Source organism: Bacillus methanolicus MGA3, assembly GCF_000724485.1.
In the GTDB taxonomy this organism is placed as follows: domain Bacteria; phylum Bacillota; class Bacilli; order Bacillales; family Cytobacillaceae; genus Bacillus_Z; species Bacillus_Z methanolicus_A.
The window spans coordinates 3302211-3325298 of the sequence record NZ_CP007739.1 but is presented as its reverse complement, the minus strand read 5'-3'; the positions used below and the strand labels follow the sequence as shown (position 1 = coordinate 3325298).

The 23088-nt window shown below is 38.8% G+C and carries 21 protein-coding genes and 4 tRNA genes; all 25 read left to right on the top strand.

Features of this window, described 5'->3' with window-relative positions:
- Positions 1–246: 246 nt before the first annotated feature.
- Positions 247–1149, top strand: coding sequence for a mechanosensitive ion channel family protein (locus BMMGA3_RS16145; RefSeq protein WP_003347065.1), 903 nt, complete (start codon positions 247–249; stop codon positions 1147–1149).
- Between the two features lie 8 nt (positions 1150–1157).
- Positions 1158–1355 carry a DUF951 domain-containing protein gene (locus BMMGA3_RS16140; RefSeq protein ID WP_003347063.1) on the top strand — a complete coding sequence of 66 codons (198 nt, stop codon included), beginning with the start codon at positions 1158–1160 and terminating at the stop codon, positions 1353–1355.
- A gap of 140 nt (positions 1356–1495) precedes the next feature.
- Positions 1496–2596 carry a redox-regulated ATPase YchF gene (gene ychF / locus BMMGA3_RS16135; protein ID WP_003347061.1) on the top strand — a complete coding sequence of 367 codons (1101 nt, stop codon included), beginning with the start codon at positions 1496–1498 and terminating at the stop codon, positions 2594–2596.
- A gap of 226 nt (positions 2597–2822) precedes the next feature.
- The gene (locus tag BMMGA3_RS16130; protein ID WP_003347059.1) at positions 2823–3341 is read left to right on the top strand and encodes a phosphatase PAP2 family protein; all 519 of its coding nucleotides are present in this window, start codon (positions 2823–2825) and stop codon (positions 3339–3341) included.
- 16 nt (positions 3342–3357) lie between these two features.
- Positions 3358–4512: a glycosyltransferase family 4 protein gene (locus BMMGA3_RS16125; RefSeq protein WP_003347057.1), complete on the top strand. Its 1155-nt coding sequence runs from the start codon at positions 3358–3360 to the stop codon at positions 4510–4512.
- A 166-nt stretch (positions 4513–4678) separates the two neighbouring features.
- A complete protein-coding gene (gene rpsF / locus BMMGA3_RS16120; protein WP_003347055.1) occupies positions 4679–4966 on the top strand; it encodes a 30S ribosomal protein S6 in 288 nt (95 codons plus the stop codon).
- A 76-nt stretch (positions 4967–5042) separates the two neighbouring features.
- Entirely contained in the window at positions 5043–5537 is a 495-nt protein-coding gene (gene ssb, locus BMMGA3_RS16115; RefSeq protein WP_003347054.1) for a single-stranded DNA-binding protein, read from the top strand.
- A gap of 48 nt (positions 5538–5585) precedes the next feature.
- Positions 5586–5825 (top strand): 30S ribosomal protein S18, encoded by a 240-nt coding sequence (gene rpsR, locus BMMGA3_RS16110; protein ID WP_003347052.1) that lies wholly within the window; start codon positions 5586–5588, stop codon positions 5823–5825.
- A gap of 137 nt (positions 5826–5962) precedes the next feature.
- Entirely contained in the window at positions 5963–6205 is a 243-nt protein-coding gene (locus BMMGA3_RS16105; RefSeq protein WP_034669143.1) for a hypothetical protein, read from the top strand.
- Positions 6206–6478: 273 nt separating this feature from the next.
- A complete protein-coding gene (locus BMMGA3_RS16100) occupies positions 6479–7423 on the top strand; it encodes a YybS family protein (protein ID WP_003347048.1) in 945 nt (314 codons plus the stop codon).
- Positions 7424–7454: 31 nt separating this feature from the next.
- Positions 7455–9428, top strand: coding sequence for a DHH family phosphoesterase (locus tag BMMGA3_RS16095; protein WP_003347047.1), 1974 nt, complete (start codon positions 7455–7457; stop codon positions 9426–9428).
- The gene (gene rplI, locus BMMGA3_RS16090) at positions 9425–9874 is read left to right on the top strand and encodes a 50S ribosomal protein L9 (protein ID WP_003347046.1); all 450 of its coding nucleotides are present in this window, start codon (positions 9425–9427) and stop codon (positions 9872–9874) included. The genes BMMGA3_RS16095 and rplI overlap by 4 nt, the downstream gene beginning before the upstream one ends.
- Before the next feature lie 192 nt (positions 9875–10066).
- Complete coding sequence (gene dnaB / locus BMMGA3_RS16085) at positions 10067–11431, top strand: replicative DNA helicase (protein WP_003347045.1); 1365 nt, start codon at positions 10067–10069, stop codon at positions 11429–11431.
- A gap of 269 nt (positions 11432–11700) precedes the next feature.
- Positions 11701–12993: an adenylosuccinate synthase gene (locus tag BMMGA3_RS16080; protein WP_003347044.1), complete on the top strand. Its 1293-nt coding sequence runs from the start codon at positions 11701–11703 to the stop codon at positions 12991–12993.
- Between the two features lie 268 nt (positions 12994–13261).
- Complete coding sequence (locus BMMGA3_RS16075) at positions 13262–14812, top strand: MDR family MFS transporter (RefSeq protein WP_003347043.1); 1551 nt, start codon at positions 13262–13264, stop codon at positions 14810–14812.
- A 357-nt stretch (positions 14813–15169) separates the two neighbouring features.
- A tRNA-Lys gene (locus BMMGA3_RS16070) sits at positions 15170–15245 on the top strand.
- Between the two features lie 9 nt (positions 15246–15254).
- Positions 15255–15326: transfer RNA gene (locus BMMGA3_RS16065), tRNA-Glu, on the top strand.
- A gap of 74 nt (positions 15327–15400) precedes the next feature.
- Positions 15401–15476: transfer RNA gene (locus BMMGA3_RS16060), tRNA-Asp, on the top strand.
- A gap of 39 nt (positions 15477–15515) precedes the next feature.
- Positions 15516–15588, top strand: a tRNA-Phe gene (locus BMMGA3_RS16055).
- Positions 15589–15840: 252 nt separating this feature from the next.
- Positions 15841–16551, top strand: a complete 711-nt coding sequence (gene yycF / locus BMMGA3_RS16050) for a response regulator YycF (protein ID WP_003347041.1) — start codon at positions 15841–15843, stop codon at positions 16549–16551.
- Positions 16552–16560: 9 nt separating this feature from the next.
- A complete protein-coding gene (walK, locus tag BMMGA3_RS16045) occupies positions 16561–18381 on the top strand; it encodes a cell wall metabolism sensor histidine kinase WalK (protein ID WP_003347040.1) in 1821 nt (606 codons plus the stop codon).
- Positions 18378–19709, top strand: a complete 1332-nt coding sequence (locus BMMGA3_RS16040) for a YycH family regulatory protein (protein ID WP_003347032.1) — start codon at positions 18378–18380, stop codon at positions 19707–19709. Before walK ends, BMMGA3_RS16040 begins: the two co-directional genes overlap by 4 nt.
- A complete protein-coding gene (locus tag BMMGA3_RS16035; RefSeq protein ID WP_003347030.1) occupies positions 19696–20490 on the top strand; it encodes a two-component system regulatory protein YycI in 795 nt (264 codons plus the stop codon). Before BMMGA3_RS16040 ends, BMMGA3_RS16035 begins: the two co-directional genes overlap by 14 nt.
- Positions 20491–20497: 7 nt before the next feature.
- Complete coding sequence (locus BMMGA3_RS16030; RefSeq protein ID WP_003347028.1) at positions 20498–21292, top strand: MBL fold metallo-hydrolase; 795 nt, start codon at positions 20498–20500, stop codon at positions 21290–21292.
- Between the two features lie 554 nt (positions 21293–21846).
- On the top strand, positions 21847–22974 hold the full coding sequence (locus BMMGA3_RS16025; RefSeq protein WP_003347026.1) for a S1C family serine protease: 1128 nt from the start codon (positions 21847–21849) through the stop codon (positions 22972–22974).
- The last annotated feature ends 114 nt before the right edge of the window (positions 22975–23088 follow it).

The following is a 23088-nucleotide window of genomic DNA, read 5'->3' as shown; positions in this document are numbered from 1 at the left end:
TGGTTCCACTCCTTCTCCATAGTAGTAACAGTATACGGAAAATTTATGTTATGTATACATACCTGAAATGGGAATTTTTTAAACAGGGTAAAAAGAACTAGGAGCATTACTTGTTGCACGGTTAGAAACTACAAAGTAAAATAAAGACTTGTTACAATATATATATAGATTCATAAAACGGCTATGCATTCAAAGTATGCACTTAAAAACGCACGAACAATTAAATTTGTACAGCTGTGAATATTCATGAAAGCTGGTGATTTTATGCAAGAAATGTTTAATAATCTTAAAGAAAAAATTCTAAATGAAGATACATGGATCGCGATTGGAACAGGCCTCCTAAAAATTATGGCCATTATGATACTCTCTGCAATTGTATTGCGCATCGGAAAATTGATCATTAAAAACATTTTCCTTGTGAGGGCAAAAGCTCCTATTCGTTTTTCGGAGCGAAGGGAAGCTACATTAAAGAAATTGCTTGAAAATATGCTTACATATGTTGTCTATTTCATTGCTATAATCATGATTTTGCCAATATTATCGATTGAGGTAAAACCTCTTTTAGCCGGAGCAGGGATTGTAGGTCTGGCAGTTGGATTCGGTGCACAAAGTCTTGTAAAAGATATCATTTCCGGGTTTTTTATTATTTTTGAAGACCAATTTTCTGTAGGAGATCATGTACGTGTCGGCCAGTTTGAAGGAACGGTAGAGGAAATTGGCTTAAGGACGACGAAAATTAAAAACTGGACAGGTGAACTTCATATTATTCCAAATGGAAGCATTTCAGAGGTTACTAACTTTTCCCTTTATAACAGTGTTGCAGTGGTTGATGTTAGTATTGCCTATAATGAAGATATTGAACGTGCGGAAAAGGTTATTCAAGATTTTTTGAAGGACCTCCCGGATCGATATGAGGATATCGTGAAACCTCCAGAACTATTGGGAGTCCAAAATATTGGAACATCTGAAGTAGTCTTGAGAATTGTAGCAGAAACATTACCAATGAAGCATTTTAATATTGCTAGAATGCTTCGCAGGGAATTAAAAGTTCTGCTTGAAGCTCATGGATTCGATATTCCATTTCCGCGCCTTGTCATGTACAGCAGAAGTGATGAACAAGGAGAGCAAAAACAGTTAGGAAAGGAATAGGATAGCCAATGGAGCAAAAAGAGTTTGGATTATATGATATTGTTGAAATGAAAAAGCCTCATCCTTGTGGAACAAACCGCTGGAAAATTATTAGAATGGGCATGGACATTCGCATTAAATGCGAAGGCTGCGCCCACAGCGTGTTAATCCCGCGAAAAAAATTTTCAAGAAAGCTGAAAAAAATACTTGAGAAGCATGAGGAATAAATCATGCTTCTTTTGTTTTTTAAAGCGGTGTTAGGCACTTGTGTTTTTAATAGCTACTATCTATAATTGTGAGAGGCTTATTCGTTTTAAAATGAACCAAAATGGATTAAATAGATTATATGATCAGAGGAGTGACAGGGATGGCCTTAACAGCAGGTATCGTCGGACTGCCAAACGTAGGAAAATCGACACTTTTTAATGCAATTACTCAAGCGGGAGCTGAAGCCGCAAACTATCCTTTCTGTACGATTGATCCGAATGTAGGGATTGTCGAAGTGCCGGATCATAGTTTAACAAAATTAACAGAACTTGTTCAGCCTAAAAAAACAGTGCCAACAACATTTGAATTTACGGATATTGCCGGAATTGTAAAAGGTGCAAGCAAAGGGGAAGGCCTCGGAAATAAATTCTTATCCCATATTCGTGAAGTTGATGCGATTTGTCAGGTCGTTCGCTGTTTCGCTGATGATAACATCACTCATGTTTCCGGGAAAGTAGATCCGATTGCTGACATTGAAACTATTAACCTGGAATTAATTTTAGCTGATCTTGAAACAGTAGAAAAACGCATTGGCCGTGTTGAGAAAATGGCAAAGCAAAAAGATAAAGATGCCATATTTGAATTTGAAATTCTTTCGATGCTCAAAGATGCATTTGAATCAGAAAAGCCTGCTCGGGCAGTAGAATTTACCGATGAACAAATGAAGGTTGTTAAAGGGCTTCATCTTCTTACAATTAAACCGGTTTTATACGTCGCAAACGTTGGAGAAGAAGATGTTGCTGATCCTTCCTCTAATGAATATGTCCAAAAAGTGAAAAAATATGCAGAGAAAGATAATGCTGAAGTGGTTGTCGTCTGTGCAAAAATTGAATCGGAGATTGCTGAGCTTGACGGTGAAGAAAAAGCCATGTTTTTACAAGAACTTGGAATTGAAGAATCCGGTCTTGATCAATTAATTAGAAAAGCATATTCATTATTGGGGCTAGCCACATATTTTACTGCTGGCGTTCAGGAAGTGCGTGCATGGACGTTCCGTAAAGGCATGAAAGCTCCTCAGTGTGCAGGAATTATTCATTCTGACTTTGAAAGAGGCTTTATTCGTGCTGAAACCGTTTCTTATGATGACTTATTGGCGGCAGGCTCCATGGCGGCAGCCCGTGAAGCAGGAAAAGTCCGTCTTGAAGGAAAGGATTACGAAGTACAAGACGGTGACATTATCCATTTCCGTTTTAATGTATAAAATTGAAACTTCCATCACTAATGTTTTCTTTGCCTGTCAATGATTTCCGTTGGTTATGGCTGGTTAAATTATTAGCAGCAGCTCTGCGGATGATATCTGCAGGGCTTTTTTTATATATTTTTCAGAATATTAAGATTAATAAAATCTTTACATCCCTTTAATTTTTCTCTTACTATTGTTCTTTATAATTTTTGTATAGAAACGATTGTAAAGGGGAAATCGACCGGTGGAACGGGCAAAAGCATGGATATACAAGTATGATCAAAATTGGTTTTACCATTGTAACCAGTGGCCGGAAATTGTGATTTCTTTTTTTAAATGGATTACGCATTTCGGTGGTGCTGGATTTACAATTTCTATTCAATTGCTGCTTCATATTGTAGGTCCGGACTTTTTGAAATCAACTGTTTTGGCCGCTAGCTTTTCATTGGCAATAAGCCATTTGATTGCAAGTTTAATGAAACGATTTTTCCGCCGGATTCGTCCTTATCTGGCATTACCTGATGCTAAAGTTTACGGCTATTTATTTAAAGATCCTTCTTTTCCCTCAGGGCATTCCACTGCCATATTCTCAGTAGTCGTACCTTATTGTGTATATATTCCAGAATTAGCGCCTTTTCTTCTTCCTTTAGCTGTACTCGTGGCTTTTTCGAGGGTTGTGCTCGGTGTCCACTACCCATCTGATGTAGCAGCAGGGGCAATCTTAGGTTCTATGACAGCTCTGTTCTTTAGTTATTTTATATAAGAAGAGGAGGTCAGCAATGCGTATTGCATTATTTTCGGATACATTTTATCCGCAAGTGAACGGTGTGGCGCGAACGTTGAAAAGACTGACTGATCATATGGAAAAAAGAGGAATTGAATATGAGATTTTTGTTCCCGAGTTAGAGGACGGAATCATGTATCCTAATACACATCAATTTACGAGCTTTCCCTTTTTATTCTATCCTGAATGCCGGACTGCAATTGCAAATCCTTATAATATTCTTAAACGGGTAAGCGATTTTTCGCCTGATCTTGTTCATATCGCTACACCACTGACAATGGGCTTATATGGGATACATGCTGCCAAACGGCTGGGAATCCCTATGGTCGCTTCTTACCATACCCATTTCGATCAGTATTTGAAATATTATAAACTAACCTGGTTATCTTCACTCCTATGGCGCTATATGAAGTGGTTTCATACGCCATTTGAAAAAATTTTTGTGCCATCCTCTGATACGAAAGAATATTTAGAAGAACGTGGATTTCATAACCTCTCGATTTGGAGCAGAGGCGTTGATTGCTGCTTGTTTAATCCAGAAAAGAAAAATCAATATTTACGAAACCGTTATCAAATTAAAGAGCGCTATATCCTTCTTTATGTTGGTCGCTTATCTCTCGAAAAAGACCTCCACACTCTTTATAAAATTATTGAAGAAATGCCGGCGGAGTTTCAAAAAGAAATTCATTGGGTTATAGCAGGCGATGGGCCAAGTTACAAGGAAGTGCTTGATCATGTAAAGGACAAGAAAAATGCAACCTTGACGGGATATTTAGATGGTGAGGAACTGGCCAAGGCATATGCAGAAGCCGATTTGTTTGTGTTCCCTTCAACAACTGAAACATTTGGCAATGTTGTATTAGAGGCGCTGGCATCAGGGACACCAGCGATTGTTGCTGATTCAGGAGGAGTTACAAGAATTGTTCAGAATAATGCAACAGGCATGATTTGCCGTGCCCATGATCACGAGCACTTTCTTGAAACCATTCAGCAGCTTCTCATTGATGAAATGAAGAGGGAAAAAATGGGGCATTCAGCGAGAACATACGCTTTAAAACAATCATGGGAATCGATCTTTGATGGGCTGATTGAAGAATATAAAGAAGTTATTTTCAAGAACAAGAAAAAGAAAATGCTGCTTCATGCATAAAAGCACTTATTAAGTGACAAGAAATTTGACCCTGCCACAGAGCCTGATCTTGTGGTATTTTTATTTGCAAAGCTATAAAAACTATGCTATAATTCTTTCTTGTGAGTAATGAATAATTGCTCCTTGCCCGTTTTCGGGCCGTTTAGACCAAAAGGAGGTGAACGTGATGAGAAAGTACGAAATTATGTACATCATCCGCCCAAACATTGAAGATGAAGCAAAAAAAGCGCTTGTTGAGCGTTTTGACAACATCTTAACGGAGAATGGTGCGGAAATTATTGAATCAAAAGAATGGGGAAAACGCCGTCTTGCTTATGAAATCAAAGATTTCCGCGACGGAATTTACCATATCATTAACGTAAAATCTGAACCGGCTGCGGTTGAAGAATTCTCTCGATTAGCAAAAATCAACGAAGACATCATTCGTCATATCGTTGTTAAAGAAGAAGAATAATCATTATTTAAAAAATATATCCAACTTTTAAAAATGTTTCACATGAAACATTTGTTGTTGAAAGGGGTTGATTCTGATGATGAATCGTGTCGTTCTTGTTGGACGGTTGACAAGAGATCCCGAGTTGCGCTACACACCAAATGGAGTTCCGGTTACAACTTTTACTCTTGCTGTAAATCGTACGTTTACGAACCAGCAAGGTGAACGGGAAGCAGACTTTATTAACTGTGTTGTTTGGAGGCGTGCAGCGGAAAATGTCGCAAACTATTTGAAAAAAGGTAGTCTTGCTGGCGTAGATGGACGCTTGCAAACGCGCAGCTATGAGGGCCAAGACGGAAGACGTGTTTATGTAACAGAAGTCTTAGCAGAAAGTGTTCAATTTCTTGAGCCGAGAAGTGCTTCAAGTGACAGAGGCGACAGTGGTTTTTATGGTGGTCCAAGGGATCAAGACAATCCATTTGGAAATCAGAATCAACGCCAAAACAACAATCAAGGCTATACACGTATAGATGAAGATCCATTTGCCGGTGATGGGCAAATTGACATCTCAGATGATGATCTTCCATTCTAATGGCTATATAACGAACGTTTTATAATGAATTTAAAGGAGGGAAATTTGATGGCAGGAGGACGCAGAGGCGGACGCGCAAAACGTCGTAAAGTGTGCTACTTCACAGCGAACGGAATTACACATATCGACTATAAAGATGTTGATCTTCTTAAAAAATTTATCTCTGAGCGCGGTAAAATTTTACCACGTCGTGTAACAGGCACAAGCGCGAAATACCAACGTAAATTAACAGTTGCGATCAAACGTGCGCGTCAAATGGCATTATTGCCATTCGTTGCAGGTGAATAATTTTGAATTAAAGCAGCAGGTCTGATTCCTGTTGCTTTTTTATTAGGAAACTTTTTGTAAAACTTTGCCGGAATAGCAGGATATTTGGCCATCCGCATGGAATCCATTAATAAGCTATATGAAAAGGTGGAGATGATGTGTTGGATCGGACAAGTTATATTGCCGGCATACTCTATTATTTAACAAACGATGCAGATGTCAAAAAAGTTGCAATTAAAATCCTCAACGGTGAATTAACACTTAAAGAAGCCTCAAAAAATAAAACAGTGAAACGGTATTTGAGCCTGGCAGAAAAGCAATTTAAATCAAAAAATGTTTCTGAGCCAATGCACAAACAAATCATAGAATTTATTGAAAAAAACCTCTATGAATATATTTAATCCTGAACCAATTGCAGTCCATTCAAAAAAGCGGGCTGCTTTTTATTTTGTACGGATAACATGAGTTTTTATTCCCAACCCTAATATAGAAAACTTGAGTAAAACGATAAATACAATATATGGTATAATATTCCTTGTATGTAAACGATTCTGTATTATTGAACCATCTTTCATGGATTCCGTGATTCTGAAGAATCAATTCTGCATAGTTGAACACGACTTTGATTGTAGCTAAAATAGACTTCAAGGGTGTGTCTGATTAAGAGGTGAATTATGAAAAAAAATAGTCAAAGGATTACTGAAGGAGCTGTTTTATTAGCGGCATTTACCGTTTTATTGTTAATAACGATGTATATTCCTATATTAGGAATGATTGTTAACCTGTTTTTACCACTTCCATTTATTATGTTTTTTGCAAAAAACGATGCGAAAACTTCTTTTGTTTTTCTTATCGCATCTATTGCCATATCGCTTGTAGCAGGAAGCATTTTTTCTGTTCCTTTAACTCTTGCCTATGGATTGACCGGAGCGGTTATGGGATACTTAATAAGAAAACAAAAGAACAGAGGAATGGTTTTTATAGCCGGCTCTCTCGTCTTTTTGCTTAATTTGATCATACAATACGTTGTAGCTGTTGCGTTTTTTCAATACAATTTCATCGACGAAATAATGAAAATGCTTCGGGAATCTGTAGATATGTCGTTGAAAATGTTGGAATCGATTGGCCAAGATCCCGGGCAGAAGGCTGCCGAACAGCTTTTATCCAGCGTTGACATGATTGAAACATTAATGCCAAGCTTGTTTGTGGTTGTTTCATTTATGATTGTATTTTTGATTCAGCTTGTTTCCCTTCCGATTTTAAAAAAGTTCGGGGTTATGGTTGGAAAATGGAAGGCTTTTAAGGATTTGACTTTGCCAAAAAGTTTATTATGGTATTATTTGGCTGTTTTGCTCGTTTCAATGGTGATCAATCCGGGAGAAGGCAGCTATTTGTTTTCGGCCCTGTTAAATTTATCGTTTATTTTACAGTTATGTATGATTGTGCAAGGATTCTCCTTTGTCTTTTATTTCAGTTACATAAAAGGATATTCTGCCGCGATTCCAGTTACTGTGACAATTTTATCATTGTTGCTGCCAATATTTCTTTATGTTGTACGGATATTAGGTATAATTGACTTAGGGTTTGACTTAAGGCAGCGCTTAAAAAAACAATCATAAGGAAAACACTACTGTTATAGGAGCTGAAAACATGCCTTCGTATCGAAAAAAAAAGTCCATACGTTATCCACTATACGGACTTATGGGCGTAACAGTGGTGCAACTGGGTGTATTAGCTTATTATAACTTGCTATTCAGTCTGGCTGGATTTTTTCTTGCCTTTATTTCTTTTTATTTCGTATTTTGGTTTGAACAAAAGCAGCGAAAGGAAACGGAAGAATATATAACAACGCTATCTTACCGGGTCAAAAGAGTCGGTGAAGAAGCATTAATGGAAATGCCAATTGGCATTATGCTGATAAATGATGAGTATACAATCGAGTGGACAAATCCTTTTTTGGCTTCATGTTTTCAAGAAGATACGTTAGTGGGAAGATCCCTCTATGACGTAGCTGATTCGCTCATTCCTTTGATTAAACAGGAAATTGAAACTGAAATTGTCACTCTCCATGACCGGAAATTTCGCGTCATTCATAAGCAGAAAGAACGTCTTCTATACTTTTTTGATGTGACAGAACAAACTGAAATTGAGAAAATGTACGAGAATGAGCGGACAGTCATTGCCATCATTTTTTTAGATAATTATGATGAAATGACGCAGGGAATGGATGACCAAACAAGAAGCAACTTAAACAACATTGTTACGTCCTTGTTGAATAAATGGGCCAATGACAACGGAGTCTTTTTAAAGAGGGTATCTTCGGAAAGGTTTATTGCTGTTTTTAATGAACATATTTTACATTCTCTTGAAAAAGGGAAATTTAGTATTTTAGATGAAGTTCGTGAAGCAACTTCGAAGCAAAATGTCCCTCTTACATTAAGTATTGGAGTTGGGACTGGTGTTTCATCCTTGCCTGAGCTTGGTTCTCTTGCACAATCAAGTTTGGATCTGGCCCTTGGCCGGGGCGGAGATCAGGTTGCCATTAAGCAAACTAATGGAAAAGTGAAATTTTACGGCGGAAAAACAAATCCGGTGGAAAAACGGACAAGAGTCAGGGCCCGCGTGATCTCCCATGCTTTAAAAGAGTTAATCACAGAAAGTGATAAAGTCATTATTATGGGCCATAAAAACCCTGATATGGATTCCATCGGTTCAGCCATTGGCATTCAAAAAGTTGCCCAAATGAATGAGCGGGAAGGCTATATCGTCGTAAATTTTCACGAAATTGATACAGGTGTTAAGCGCTTGATGAAAGAGATCATGCAAAATGAGGATCTGTTTTCTAGATTTATTAGTCCGGAAGAGGCACTGGAAATTGCTACGGATGATACATTACTGGTTATTGTTGATACCCATAAGCCTTCACTTGTGATTGAAGAGAAGCTGTTAAAAAGTATTGATAATGTGGTTGTCATTGACCATCACCGCCGCGGCGAAGATTTCGTCAAAAATCCTCTGCTCGTTTATATGGAACCATATGCGTCCTCGACAGCAGAACTTGTTACCGAGCTGCTGGAATATCAGCCAAAACGTGGAAAAATTGAAATGCTTGAAGCAACAGCCTTGCTCGCAGGTATTATTGTTGATACAAAAAGTTTTACACTAAGAACTGGTTCGCGTACATTTGATGCTGCTTCCTATTTGCGCGGAAAAGGCGCTGACACGGTTTTAGTCCAAAAGTTTTTAAAAGAAGATGTGGATACGTATATCCGACGGGCTAAGTTGATTGAAGCCGTCTATTTTTACCGCGACGGCATTGCGATTGTAAAAGGAAATGAAGACGAAATTTACGATCAAGTCGTGATTGCCCAAGCTGCAGATACATTATTGACGATGGACGGAGTTCTCGCTTCATTTGTTATTGCCAGACGTCCTGAAAATAAGGTCGCAATTAGTGCGAGATCCCTTGGAGATGTTAATGTCCAGGTAATAATGGAAAACCTGGATGGCGGAGGCCATTTAACAAATGCTGCAACTCTACTAGCAGATGTAACTGTTGATGAAGCTGAGGAACAGTTAATATCTGCAATAGAAGAATATTTTGAAGGGGGAAAAAAGGAATGAAAGTTATTTTTCTTAAAGATGTAAAGGGAAAAGGAAAAAAAGGCGAAATTAAAAATGTAGCGGACGGATACGCTAATAACTTTCTCATAAAACAGGGACTTGCAGTCGAAGCGAACAAGGAAAATTTAAGCAAATTAAATGCCCAAAAGAAAAAAGAGGAAAAATTGGCAGAGCAAGAACTCGCTCAGGCGAAACAATTGAAAGAGCAACTTGAAAAAATAACGGTTGAATTGTCAGCAAAAGCTGGTGAAGGCGGCCGCCTTTTTGGTTCCATTACGAGCAAACAAATTGCTGATGAACTTCAAAAGAAACATAACATTAAGATAGACAAGCGTAAAATTGAGCTCGAAGAAGCAATTCGTTCGCTAGGATATACGAAAGTTCCTGTCAAATTACATTCAGAAGTAACAGCAACATTGAATGTCCATGTAAAAGAAGCAAACTAATTTTGGAAGTACCATTCCGGAACAAACATGATAGAATATAAGAGTTGATATCAAATGTGATCGGTCATGCTGATCACATTTTTTCTAGCCTTTATAAAAACAATTAAAATGCAGCCGTTTTTGTCGGGGCTAACTAAATGTTTTGCGCTTTTCTTAATATTTCATTCCTCTTCATAAGGGAGGTTTGTTTAGATGAATGATTTATTTGCCGATCGGCTGCCGCCCCAAAACATTGAAGCGGAACAGGCAGTTCTAGGGGCAATTTTCCTGGAACCATCCTCGTTAACGATTGCTTCTGAAATCTTAATTCCAGAAGACTTTTACCGGGCATCCCATCAAAAAATCTTTAATGTCATGCTGAAGCTGAGTGATCAAGGAAAAGCGGTCGACTTAATTACCGTAACTGAAGAGCTTGCCGCAGCAAACATTTTAGAAGATACAGGCGGTGTCAGCTACTTAAGTGAATTGGCCGCATCTGTACCGACAGCAGCCAATATTGAATATTACGCAAGAATTGTTGAAGAAAAGTCTTTATTGCGCCGCTTGATCCGGACAGCGACAGCGATAGCCCAGGATGGATATACACGTGAAGATGAGGTCGATGCCGTTTTAGAAGAAGCGGAAAAAAGAATTCTTGAGGTAGCTCAGCGAAAAAATGCTGGTACTTTTCACAATATCAAAGATGTTTTAGTCCGGACATATGATAATATTGAAATGCTTCATAACCGTAAAGGAGATATTACCGGACTGGAAACAGGGTTCCGAGAGCTTGATAAAATGACAGCAGGTTTTCAGCGCAATGATTTAATTATCGTTGCAGCCCGTCCATCGGTAGGGAAAACTGCATTCGCCCTTAATATTGCTCAGAATGTAGCTACGAAAACAGGTGAAAATATTGCGATTTTCAGTTTAGAGATGGGCGCTGAACAACTTGTCATGCGTATGTTGTGTGCGGAAGGAAATATTAACTCCCAGAGACTTCGAACCGGTACTTTGACAGATGAGGACTGGGGAAAATTAACGATGGCCATGGGCAGTTTGTCGAATGCCGGAATCTTTATTGATGACACACCGGGGATAAGAATTAGCGAAATTCGTTCGAAATGTAGGCGTTTAAAGCAAGAGCACGGTTTAGGAATGGTCGTTATCGACTATCTTCAGCTTATTCAAGGGAGCGGCCGCCCAGGCGAAAACCGCCAGCAAGAAGTATCTGAAATATCTCGTTCTCTGAAAGAATTAGCGCGGGAACTAGAAGTGCCGGTCATCGCACTTTCCCAGCTTTCCCGCGGGGTTGAACAACGCCAAGACAAGCGTCCGATGATGTCAGATATCCGTGAATCAGGAAGTATTGAGCAGGATGCAGATATTGTTGCTTTCTTATATCGTGATGACTATTATAATAAGGAATCAGAGAATAAAGACATTATCGAAATTATCATCGCCAAACAGCGCAACGGCCCTGTCGGCACAGTCGAACTTGCCTTTATTAAAGAGTATAATAAATTCGTAAATTTAGAGCGGCGTTTTGATGAATCAATGATTCCGCCTGGAGCATAAAAGGCTGGTCAAAAAATTGGCCGGCCTTTTTACATTGAACGGGAGCAAAAGGGTCATGAACGGGAGTAAACACGAGCTGAACGGGAATAACCCCCTTTCTTTTAAAAAAAACATTTTACGATTGTAATAGTTTACGAACATAAAATAATATTTTACAATAAATTGTTCGTGTTTTGTTGACTTTCATTCTGAATTACTGATAAACTGAATATGTTTAAATCGATTCGTGAGAAATTTTTATGCTTGTGAACCTTGGAGGTGTGTTTTTAATGTCATCAGTAGTAGTTGTCGGAACACAATGGGGAGATGAAGGAAAAGGAAAGATTACTGATTTTCTTTCTGAAAATGCCGAAGTGATTGCACGATATCAGGGCGGAAACAATGCAGGGCACACTATTCGTTTTAACGGTGAAACTTATAAATTGCATTTAATTCCATCTGGAATTTTTTATAAAGATAAAATTTGCGTGATTGGAAACGGAATGGTCGTTGACCCAAAAGCGCTTGTAAATGAGCTTGCTTATTTGCATGAAAGAGGAGTTTCAACAGATAATCTGCGTATCAGCAACCGTGCCCATGTGATTTTGCCTTATCATTTAAAATTGGATGAGGTGGAAGAAGAGCGCAAAGGGGCAAACAAAATCGGAACAACCAAAAAAGGGATTGGACCTGCATATATGGATAAAGCAGCTCGCATTGGGATCCGGATTGCTGATTTGTTAGACCGCGAAGTTTTTGAAGAAAAGCTCTCACGCAACCTTGAAGAGAAAAACCGTTTACTTGAACGCTTTTATGAAACAAAAGGTTTTACGATTGAAGAAATCTTAGATGAATATTTTGAGTACGGCCAACAAATCAAGAAGTATGTTTGTGATACATCTGTTGTCTTGAACGATGCGCTTGATCAAGGACGCCGAGTTCTTTTTGAAGGCGCACAAGGTGTTATGCTTGATATTGACCAAGGTACATATCCATTTGTCACTTCTTCTAATCCAGTTGCTGGCGGAGTGACAATTGGTTCCGGTGTTGGCCCGACAAAAATCACACATGTCGTTGGTGTTTCGAAAGCTTATACAACACGTGTTGGAGACGGCCCGTTCCCAACAGAATTGAATAATGAAATTGGGGATCGAATTCGTGAAGTCGGCCGCGAGTATGGTACAACGACAGGCCGTCCGCGCCGTGTCGGCTGGTTTGACAGTGTTGTTGTCCGCCATGCGCGCCGTGTCAGCGGAATTACCGACCTTTCACTCAATTCCATTGATGTTTTAACCGGAATTGAAACATTAAAAATATGTGTAGCTTACCGCTATAAAGGGGAAATAATCGAAGAATTTCCGGCAAGCTTAAAAGTATTATCTGAATGCGAGCCTGTATATGAGGAACTGCCTGGCTGGACTGAAGATATCACCGGCTGCAAGTCGCTTGACGAACTTCCGGCTAATGCCCGCCACTATTTAGAGCGGGTTGCACAGCTGACTGGTATACCATTATCAATCTTTTCCGTCGGTCCGGACCGTTCACAAACAAATGTCTTACACAACCCTTGGCGTCAAAGTTAACGAAGAAGCCCTTCCGTCAGAAGGGCTTCTTTCTTTTCAAGATAGAAAGTATAAAATATAATCATTCAGCAGGGCGTTTTATGTTTGTCTTGTCTAACGAGGGGTTTGCACATCTTTTCAATTCTAAATTAGTTTTAAAAGAGCTGTTTTTTAGCTGGAGGATATGGAATTTACTCGCTCTGTATCATGATCAAAGAAAGATTATGAGCATTTATTTTGATTAATAATGGCAGACTATTATGGTATTACTTAGGAAAGGAGAAAATGAATGGTTGATCAAGAGAAAAACATTAAATTCATTGTGGCTGGCCTGCTTTTGGGAATATTAATGGCTGCGATGGATAACACCATTGTTGCTACTGCAATGGGAACTATCGTTTCCGATTTGGGGGGATTTGATAAATTTGTCTGGGTGACATCTGCTTATATGGTTACAACAATGGCAGGAATGCCTATTTTTGGGAAGCTTTCCGATATGTACGGACGGAAACGTTTTTTTATCTTCGGTCTGGCAGTTTTTTTAATTGGATCTGCTTTATGCGGAATTTCACAAAACATTGTCCAATTAAGCATTTACCGTGCAATTCAAGGAATTGGCGGCGGAGCTTTAATGCCAATCGCCTTCACGATTATCTTTGATATTTTTCCACCTGAAAAGCGAGGGAAAATGACAGGGCTTTTTGGTGCAGTATTTGGAACTTCAAGTGTACTGGGACCCTTATTGGGCGCTTATATTACGGACTATATTAGCTGGCATTGGGTTTTTTATGTGAACGTGCCTATCGGATTAGTTTCTTTATTCTTAGTTCTTCGTTATTACAAAGAGTCATCACAACACCAAAAGCAAGCAATTGACTGGTGGGGTGCGATTACACTTGTTGTTTCGGTAGTCAGCCTGATGTTTGCCCTTGAATTGGGCGGCAAAGAGTATGACTGGGATTCCATCCAAATCATTAGTTTATTTGTCAGCTTTGGCATTTTCTTTATTGCCTTTTTTATAATCGAACGGATCGCAAAAAATCCTATTATTTCATTCTGGCTGTTTAAAAAACGATTATTTGCGTTTTCGCAAATACTGGCGTTTCTTTATGGTGCCACTTTTATTATATTAACTGTATTTATTCCAATATTCGTTCAAGCGGTATATGGAGGCTCTGCAACAAATGCAGGGTTTATCCTGACACCGATGATGCTAGGCTCAGTCGCAGGCAGCGGCATTGGTGGTTCCTTCCTAACAAAAACGAGTTTCCGCAATTTAATGATTGTTTCTATACTATCTTACTTTATTGGAATGTATCTGCTTAGTACGCTTACTCCAGATACAAGCCGCACACTATTGACAATTTATATGATTATCGCCGGGTTTGGGATTGGCTTCTCATTCTCAATATTGCCGACAGCTTCAATTCACAATTTAGAACCGCGCTACCGAGGAACAGCAAACTCAACAAACGCATTCCTCCGTTCATTCGGGATGACAGTGGGAATTACTATTTTCGGATCAATTCAGAGCAATATTTTTATAGATAAAATGAAGGAAGCGTTCAAAGGAATGAAAGGCATCGGCAGTCAGGAAGCTTTTGGACAGCCCAAGATGAATGTCGAAGACCCGCAACAGCTTTTCCAATCTGGTGAACGCGCAAAAATTCCTGATTTTATTTTAGATAAAATCGTAAACGCCATGTCGGATTCGATTACGTATACTTTTATGGTTGCTTTAATACCAATTGTAATTGCGGCTGTTTTTGTGTTTTTGATGGGAAATGCCCGCGTTGAAACTACAAATCAGCCGGTAGGCAAACCTGAAAAAACTTCTTAAATGCATTGGATTCTTCACTCCAATGCATTTTTTTAAGTGTTATAAATTCAGTTATATCAATGCTTTGGAAGAATTTTATTCAATATTAGTGAAATAGAAAAAAAGTTTTCAAAAAAACATTGCTTAAATATTAACTATTATGCTAATATAAAAAACGTCGTCAAAAATACTAAAACCAAGAGCCGTTAGCTCAGTCGGTAGAGCACGACCGAAAAGGCTGCGAAGAAAAAGCAACAGCGTACCGATCGAGCTGCTGCTTGAATAAACATACCGAGATCGGGACGTCCGTTGAACTATATGTGAATATACTTCTTGGAAATGGCGTCGAAGAAAAAACTTGGAGTGTAATAAAACCAAGAGCCATTAGCTCAGTCGGTAGAGCATCTGACTTTTAATCAGAGGGTCGGAGGTTCGAATCCTCCATGGCTCACCATCTTATGATGGCCCGTTGGTCAAGTGGTTAAGACACCGCCCTTTCACGGCGGTAACACGGGTTCGAATCCCGTACGGGTCATCGGCATATATTGGTGATGGGTAAGAAGCTGGCAAGGACGGTTTCCTTGCTCATCATCAAATTTACATATTTTAGGTCCCGTAGTGTAGCGGTTAACATGCCTGCCTGTCACGCAGGAGATCGCGGGTTCGATTCCCGTCGGGACCGCCACTTTATACAAAAAATAGTTTAGGGAGTAATAATGATAATGGCTCGGTAGCTCAGTCGGTAGAGCAAAGGACTGAAAATCCTTGTGTCGGCGGTTCGATTCCGTCCCGAGCCATCTTGGGAGCGTAGAATAAAATGCTCCCTTTTTTGTTACATGATCATCACTAAATTGAGGAAAACAATATATGGAAGTCTCTAGTTTGAACTAGAGACTTTTTTACATTGAATTATAATAGAATTGATAAGTTTTTTTAATAGATGAAATTTAGATGTATAACATGGTAAAGTAAAGTGGGGAAATGATAACTCAAAATAGAACGGTTTTAATATACAAAGAGACCTAATTTTATAAAAAGGAGAAACGGGTATGGAGAAGAAAATTCTAGTTGTGGATGATGAAAAACCAATTGCAGATATTTTGCAATTTAATCTAAAAAAAGAAGGATTTGACGTTTATTGCGCTTATGATGGCAACACAGCTATTGAAATGGTTGAAGAAATTCAGCCTGATTTAATCTTGCTGGATATTATGCTTCCACAAAGAGATGGTATAGAAGTGTGCAGGGAAGTTAGGAAAAAATATGAAATGCCTATTATTATGCTTACTGCAAAGGATTCAGAAATTGATAAAGTGTTAGGTCTTGAGCTTGGGGCAGATGATTATGTGACCAAGCCATTCAGCACAAGAGAATTGATTGCAAGGGTAAAAGCAAATCTTCGCCGCCACCAGCAAATTGCTTCAAAACCTGGTGAAGAAGAAGAGTCAAATGAGATTACGGTAGGGTCTTTAGTGATCCAACCTGATGCGTATGTTGTTTCAAAAAGAGGCGAAACCATTGAATTAACTCACCGGGAATTTGAGTTGCTGCATTATCTGGCAAAGCATATCGGCCAGGTGATGACAAGGGAACATTTGCTTCAGACAGTCTGGGGCTATGATTATTATGGTGATGTAAGAACAGTCGATGTTACGGTTCGGCGTCTGCGTGAAAAAATTGAGGATAATCCGAGCCATCCAATTTGGATTGTAACACGAAGAGGGGTCGGGTATTATTTGCGAAATCCCGAGCAGGAGTAAGATTTGCCAATGAAAAAAGTTGGTATTTTTCGTTCGATTCATTTAAAGTTTGTGACCATCTATGTTCTTCTTATTTTGGTTGCGATTCAAATTATCGGTGTTTACTTTGTGAGAGAGCTAGAAAAAAATTTGAAAGAAAACTTTTACACATCGATTGAAAAACGAGTGGACTTGCTCTCCTACAATCTTGAAGAAGAAATTCAAAAAGTGCGAGGGAAAGATGACCCTCTTCTTAAAGATGAAGTAAAGGACCTTTTAAAAGACTTTTCCGGAGGAGAGATCTCTGAAGTCCGGGTTGTCGATAATAATTTGAAAATTATCGGTGCCGATCCGAACCATCAGGATTTAGTCGATCAAAGAATGACAGATGTTTTAGTTAAAAGATCGATTGTTCTTGGAGAGCCCCAGGATTCAGTAAGGATTGATCCGAAGTACGGATATCGAATATGGGTTCTTTCTACTCCGATTAAACATAATCGAGAAGTTATTGGAGCTGTATATTTGGTAGCAAAAATTGAAAATGTTTTTGAACAAATGAAAGATATCAATAAAATCTTTGTTACCGGAACAGCCATCGCCCTCGCTATTACAGCGGTTCTCGGTGTCCTTTTGGCCCGGACAATCACAAGGCCGATTGCGGACATGAGAAGACAGGCTCTCGCCATGGCGAAAGGAAACTTTTCCCGTAAAGTTAAGGTTTATGGATATGATGAAATCGGACAGCTTGCCATAACTTTTAACAACTTGACAAAAAAACTTCAGGAAGCGCAGGCAACGACGGAAGGAGAACGAAGAAAGTTATCATCGGTTCTCTCTTATATGACGGATGGTGTTATTGCAACCGACCGGCGGGGCAGGGTTATTTTAATTAATGAACCTGCGGCGGAAATGCTGAATGTTTCACGTGAAACAGTATTATCCCAATCCATTCTCGAACTTCTCGATCTGGAAGAAGAATATACATTTGAAAAATTACTCGAAGAGCGTGAATCAGTCATTTTAGATTACAGTACGAAAAATACTCCGTATATTTTACGGGCTAATTTTTCGGTTATTCAAAAAGAAACCGGCTTTGTCAACGGTCTTATTACTGTATTGCATGATATTACAGATCAAGAAAAAATTGAAATGGAACGCCGCGAATTTGTCGCTAATGTATCACATGAATTGCGGACGCCGCTTACGACAATGAGAAGTTATCTCGAGGCTCTCGCAGAAGGAGCATGGAAAGACGAAGAGCTTGCTCCTCACTTTCTAAATGTTGCACAAACGGAAACAGAGCGGATGATTCGCCTTGTGAATGATTTGCTGCAATTATCGAAAATGGACAGCAAAGATTACAAGTTAAAGAAAGAGTGGATTGACTTTATTGAGTTTTTCCATCGAATTATCGATCGGTTTGAAATGACGAAAGAACAAAATGTTACGTTTAAGCGCCTTCTTCCGAAACGTCCTATTTTTGTTGAAGCAGATGAAGATAAGCTTACTCAAATTCTAGATAATATCATTTCAAATGCACTAAAATATTCTCCAGAAGGCGGCCAGATCACATTTAAAGTAGAAGAGCAGGAAGAACAAATCTTGATCAGCATTTCCGACCAGGGGGTTGGAATTCCGAAAGAAAATATAGAAAAGATTTTTGAGCGTTTTTATCGGGTTGATAAGGCTCGCTCAAGAAAGCTGGGCGGCACAGGACTGGGGCTCGCGATAGCGAAAGAAATGGTCAAAGCCCATGGAGGAAACATTTGGGCAACGAGCGTCGAAGGAAAAGGAACAACTATTTATTTTACTCTGCCTGTTGATCGCTCAGAAGAGGATGAATGGTCATGACATATGAAAATATAAAATCCGCCATTTTAATGGTTTTAGTGATCTTAAGTGTTGTGTTAACGTGGAATATTTGGACGTACCAACCGAATTTTGACACAATGGAAAAATCAAACTATATTGGAGAAGTCGAGATCGGTGCTAAGAAAGAAGTAAACAAAGTGGTAAAACCTGATCGAATTCTTTTTCATTATCAAGGCAACCATTATGGTACGGTTTCTAACGCTTATATTGATAAAATTATTCGGGAATTAAGCACGTGGAGCTTTTATGGGATCAAAAACATTACAAACCAAATTCATCAATTACCTGAATTTGTCCATGCAGATGGGAATGTAGAGATTGTTTTTCCAGATGTAGTTCCGATTGAATTATATAAAACGGTATTAAGCATCGAAGACCGAAACCTGCCAAAGTTCAAATTTAACCGTATTGTAATTGATGCGGACAATAAAGAAGGAGAGGACGGAATTGTTTATTTCGTCCGTTATGGAACTAAAGAAGAGCAGCAAGTATATGTCAGCCACGTCAGTTCAGCCCATTTAAAAGAATTTAATCAAAAATTTTACAAGCAATCGAATCAATACCCCCGTTATTTTGAATATAAAGCAACAAATTATCGGAGCATTTTTCTGCCGGTGGAAAAACCGAAAATGAAAAAGTATAAATATTATTCTTATAATTTAAGCTCGGAAAAATTTGCAGAAGCACTTTTCCACGATCCGAGGTTTGTCCAAAAAAATGTAGGGCCAGGCAAAGAAGAATATATTGGTGAATCCAGCATGATGACGGTCGACAATGATATGAAAATGCTTTCTTTTGTTAATCCACAAGAAGAAAGCGAATATTTAAAAGGTCCGGTAGATTTGCTGCAAAGAAGCATCGATTATATAAACGCACATGGTGGATGGACGGATTCTTACCGCTATGCAGGAATGGACGAGATCAATCAAAAAGTTATTTTCAGGCTTTATGATTTAGAAGGATACCCTGTTTTTAATGAAAATGGTTTGTCAGAACTTGAACTAATATGGGGTCAAAATGATATTTATCGCTATTTCCGCCCTAACTTTGGTCTTGATGTCCCATTGAACAATGAAATAAGTGAAGTGGTGCTTGATTCAGGCCAAGAAGCGCTTGAATTTCTCCAAAAAAGTAAAGGGTTTAAACCAGAAAAGCTTCAGGACATGGTAATTGGCTACAGGATATCAATTGACCAGCAATCCTCAAGGCACCTTGTGTTTACCCCTTACTGGTATTACAAGTATGATAATGCATGGGGAAGGATCGTAAAAGACGAACGAGGAGGGGTTAAACTTGGATTGGAGTAAAATCAAAACAATCTTTATTTTAACCTTTCTCGTTCTGGATATTTATCTTACGTATGAGTTTTTGAAAGTTCGTGCTCAAAACCAATATGAATTGATTACAGAAACATCGATTGAAGATAAGTTGGCAGCTGATAAAATCAAGTATCCGGTATTGCCGAAGGGTTCGATTAAAGATCAATATGTCAGTGCGAAACCAAAAACATTCACAGCAGAAGAAACGATGAATTTAAGCGGACAAACCGTTTCGATCGTAGATGGCACGACGATTCACGGAACTTTTGACAAACCGTTTCAATTAGGTGAAAAGTTTGAACCGGCCGAGATGAATGCGTTTATAAAAAACAATATTCTCTACGGTGACAAGTATGCATTCTGGGAATTCTCAGAAAAAGATAAGAAAATTATTTACTATCAAAAGTATCAGGATAAATTTATATATTGCAATAAAAACGGATCTCTTGAGTTTTTCCTAAATGATAAAAATCAAATCATTTCATACAGGCAGACATTGCTTGAGAATATCGAGGAAATGGCTGAAAAGGAAGAAGTGATCAGCCCTTTAAAGGCGCTTGAAACTCTTTATCAAAAAGGGGTGCTGGAGCCGGGAAGCAAAATAACAAAAGTTGAGCTTGGTTATTATACATATGAAATTTTTACGGCATCTCAAGTGTTAACTCCTGTCTGGAGGTTTGTTGTTAATGAGAAAGAGAACTTATTAGTAAATGCATTTGAAGGGCAAATTATTGAATTAAACAACGATGAAAAAAAATTAATGGAGTGAAAATGATATGACGATGCATTTTAGTGTTCTCGCCAGCGGGAGTACGGGAAATGCGATCTATGTGGAGACAGAGGAACATTCCTTTCTTGTTGATGTAGGATTGAGCGGAAAACAGATGGAAGGTTTGTTTCAGAAAATCGATCGAAGTATGGACAAGCTTTCAGGAATTCTTATTACGCATGAGCACAGTGATCATATTAAAGGCTTAGGGGTTGTCGCCCGAAAATATAATGTTCCGATATTCGCAAATGAAAAAACATGGAAAGCAATGGATGGGTTAATTGGGGATATCCCACTAGATCAAAAATTCACGTTTGAAATGGAAACAGTAAAGAGCTTTGGTTCTCTCGATATTGAATCGTTTGGCGTATCTCACGATGCAGCTGAGCCTATGTTTTATATATTTCATCATGAAGGAAAAAAGCTCGTGCTCATTACCGATACCGGTTATGTCAGCGACCGTATGAAAGGAATTATCTCCAATGCGGATATATATGTATTTGAAAGCAACCATGATGTTGAAATGCTGCGGATGGGCCGGTATCCATGGAATGTAAAAAGGCGTATTTTAAGTGATTTTGGACATGTATCAAATGAAGATGCAGCCATCGCCATGAGCGAGGTGATCGGAGATCATACAAAACGTATTTACCTTGCTCATCTTAGCAAAGATAACAATTTAAAAGACTTGGCTCGAATGTCAGTAACACAAATTCTAGAAAGAAAAGGATTTATTGTCGGAGAACAATTCAGCCTCTATGATACAGATCCAAAAATTCCAACCGTTTTGACCGCTGTTTAAAGGTTTATAGGTTAACGAGTTAGATAAAAGAAGGAATGAAAGCCCGAATGAAAGTGGCTTTTTCATTCCTTCTTTTATTATTCTCCTTATCCGTTGGCCGAATATTCTATTATTCAGTAGGAAAATTTATAGAAAACTTGCATGAGTTTTTATTCCCAACCCAAACATGGAAATAGGTCTCATTTTAAAACATCACCAAACATAATAAAGGCGGTGTGAGCGAAGCCAGGATCTAACTATTTACAAAGCTAAACAAGATTCTTGCTTTAGACAAGTTAACATTTCTATTTTTGTTGGCGCAGCTCCGCCCTTTTTCCACAAAAAAAAGACGTAAAACTTGATTTTGTAATGCTTTTCGTTAGAAAATCATTTCTGCAAGAGTATAATTGTGGATAGAAAGAAAGAATAATTTTTAGTATTCGTTTTGCAGGAAAGGAATGATGTAAAGTGGGCTATTATGATCAAGATTATGAAAACCGTTATAAAAAACAAAAAGGAAACTGGGGGGATATTTCCTTGCCAGTTTAATAGCAGCTATTTTGGGTGCATTCTTAGTGATCGTTTCATTCCCAAAATTAGTCGACTTACATTTACTGCCATACAATATTCAACCTGATAACAACTTGCAGGAAAAAGCGGATAATCATGCAAACCAGACGGCAGGAATTACAAAAAATGTCCAGCTAAATGTTGTTTCAGGCGTAACGCAGGCTGTTGACAAAGTTCGTGGTGCTGTTGTTGGAGTATCCAATATCCAATCGACAAGCTTTTGGTCGGATCAAGAACAAGATCAAGAAGAAACAGCCGGTACCGGTTCAGGCGTTATTTATAAAAAAGAGGGCGGCAAAGCGTATGTCGTTACGAACAATCACGTAGTGGAAGGCGCAAACAAACTTGAAGTCAGTTTAGCAGATGGTACAAAACTGCCTGCTAAACTTAGAGGAGCCGATATTTGGTCAGACTTAGCCGTATTAGAGATTGATGGGAAAAAGGTAAAAAGTGTCGCTCAATTCGGCAATTCCGATAATTTGAAGCCCGGTGAACCTGTTATCGCAATAGGAAACCCGCTCGGACCGACTTTTTCCGGTTCGGTTACAGAGGGAATTATTTCGGGACTGGGGCGCACTATTCCGGTTGATCTTAACCAAGACGGAATTGTCGACTGGCAGGCAGAAGTTATCCAAACAGATGCAGCGATTAACCCTGGCAACAGCGGAGGTGCATTAGTGAATATTGAGGGGCAAGTAATTGGAATTAATTCGATGAAAATTGCCCAGCAGGCCGTTGAGGGAATTGGATTGGCAATTCCGATCAACTCTGCTAAACCGATTATAGACGATTTAGAGAAGTTCGGAGAGGTTAAACGGCCATACATGGGTGTAGACCTCAAATCTGTTAATGAAATTCCGGCTTATTATCAGCAAGAAGCATTGAAGCTGCCGAAAGATGTCAACTATGGCGCTGCAATTCGCGAAGTTGTTCCAAATTCACCTGCAGCAAAAGCCGGTCTTCGGGAGCTTGATGTCATTGTGGAGATGGATGGAAAACAAATCAAAGATGTCGTTGATCTTCGCAAATACCTTTATAATAACAAGAAGATCGGCGACAAATTAAAAATTAAATTTTACCGGAATGGAAAGCTGAAAGAGACAACATTGAAGCTTACCGGAGAGTCGCTGTAATTATAAATTGTGGATAACTTAAAAAGCAGGAGGCATAAACAGCTGTCCTGCTTTTTCTTTTCGAGTAAGGCCACAATTGTGGATAAGTATACATTCATTTTATACGATAAAAAA

What these genes read in the sequence shown, in the direction of transcription:
- BMMGA3_RS16145 (WP_003347065.1), top strand. Translation starts at nt 247, where the DNA reads ATGAAAGCTGGTGATTTTATGCAAGAAATGTTTAATAATCTTAAAGAA.
- ychF (WP_003347061.1), top strand. Translation starts at nt 1,496, where the DNA reads ATGGCCTTAACAGCAGGTATCGTCGGACTGCCAAACGTAGGAAAATCG.
- BMMGA3_RS16080 (WP_003347044.1), top strand. Translation starts at nt 11,701, where the DNA reads ATGTCATCAGTAGTAGTTGTCGGAACACAATGGGGAGATGAAGGAAAA.
- ssb (WP_003347054.1), top strand. Translation starts at nt 5,043, where the DNA reads ATGATGAATCGTGTCGTTCTTGTTGGACGGTTGACAAGAGATCCCGAG.
- dnaB (WP_003347045.1), top strand. Translation starts at nt 10,067, where the DNA reads ATGAATGATTTATTTGCCGATCGGCTGCCGCCCCAAAACATTGAAGCG.
- rplI (WP_003347046.1), top strand. Translation starts at nt 9,425, where the DNA reads ATGAAAGTTATTTTTCTTAAAGATGTAAAGGGAAAAGGAAAAAAAGGC.
- rpsF (WP_003347055.1), top strand. Translation starts at nt 4,679, where the DNA reads ATGAGAAAGTACGAAATTATGTACATCATCCGCCCAAACATTGAAGAT.
- rpsR (WP_003347052.1), top strand. Translation starts at nt 5,586, where the DNA reads ATGGCAGGAGGACGCAGAGGCGGACGCGCAAAACGTCGTAAAGTGTGC.
- BMMGA3_RS16125 (WP_003347057.1), top strand. Translation starts at nt 3,358, where the DNA reads ATGCGTATTGCATTATTTTCGGATACATTTTATCCGCAAGTGAACGGT.
- BMMGA3_RS16030 (WP_003347028.1), top strand. Translation starts at nt 20,498, where the DNA reads ATGACGATGCATTTTAGTGTTCTCGCCAGCGGGAGTACGGGAAATGCG.
- walK (WP_003347040.1), top strand. Translation starts at nt 16,561, where the DNA reads ATGAAAAAAGTTGGTATTTTTCGTTCGATTCATTTAAAGTTTGTGACC.
- BMMGA3_RS16075 (WP_003347043.1), top strand. Translation starts at nt 13,262, where the DNA reads ATGGTTGATCAAGAGAAAAACATTAAATTCATTGTGGCTGGCCTGCTT.
- yycF (WP_003347041.1), top strand. Translation starts at nt 15,841, where the DNA reads ATGGAGAAGAAAATTCTAGTTGTGGATGATGAAAAACCAATTGCAGAT.
- BMMGA3_RS16040 (WP_003347032.1), top strand. Translation starts at nt 18,378, where the DNA reads ATGACATATGAAAATATAAAATCCGCCATTTTAATGGTTTTAGTGATC.
- BMMGA3_RS16095 (WP_003347047.1), top strand. Translation starts at nt 7,455, where the DNA reads ATGCCTTCGTATCGAAAAAAAAAGTCCATACGTTATCCACTATACGGA.
- BMMGA3_RS16100 (WP_003347048.1), top strand. Translation starts at nt 6,479, where the DNA reads ATGAAAAAAAATAGTCAAAGGATTACTGAAGGAGCTGTTTTATTAGCG.
- BMMGA3_RS16140 (WP_003347063.1), top strand. Translation starts at nt 1,158, where the DNA reads ATGGAGCAAAAAGAGTTTGGATTATATGATATTGTTGAAATGAAAAAG.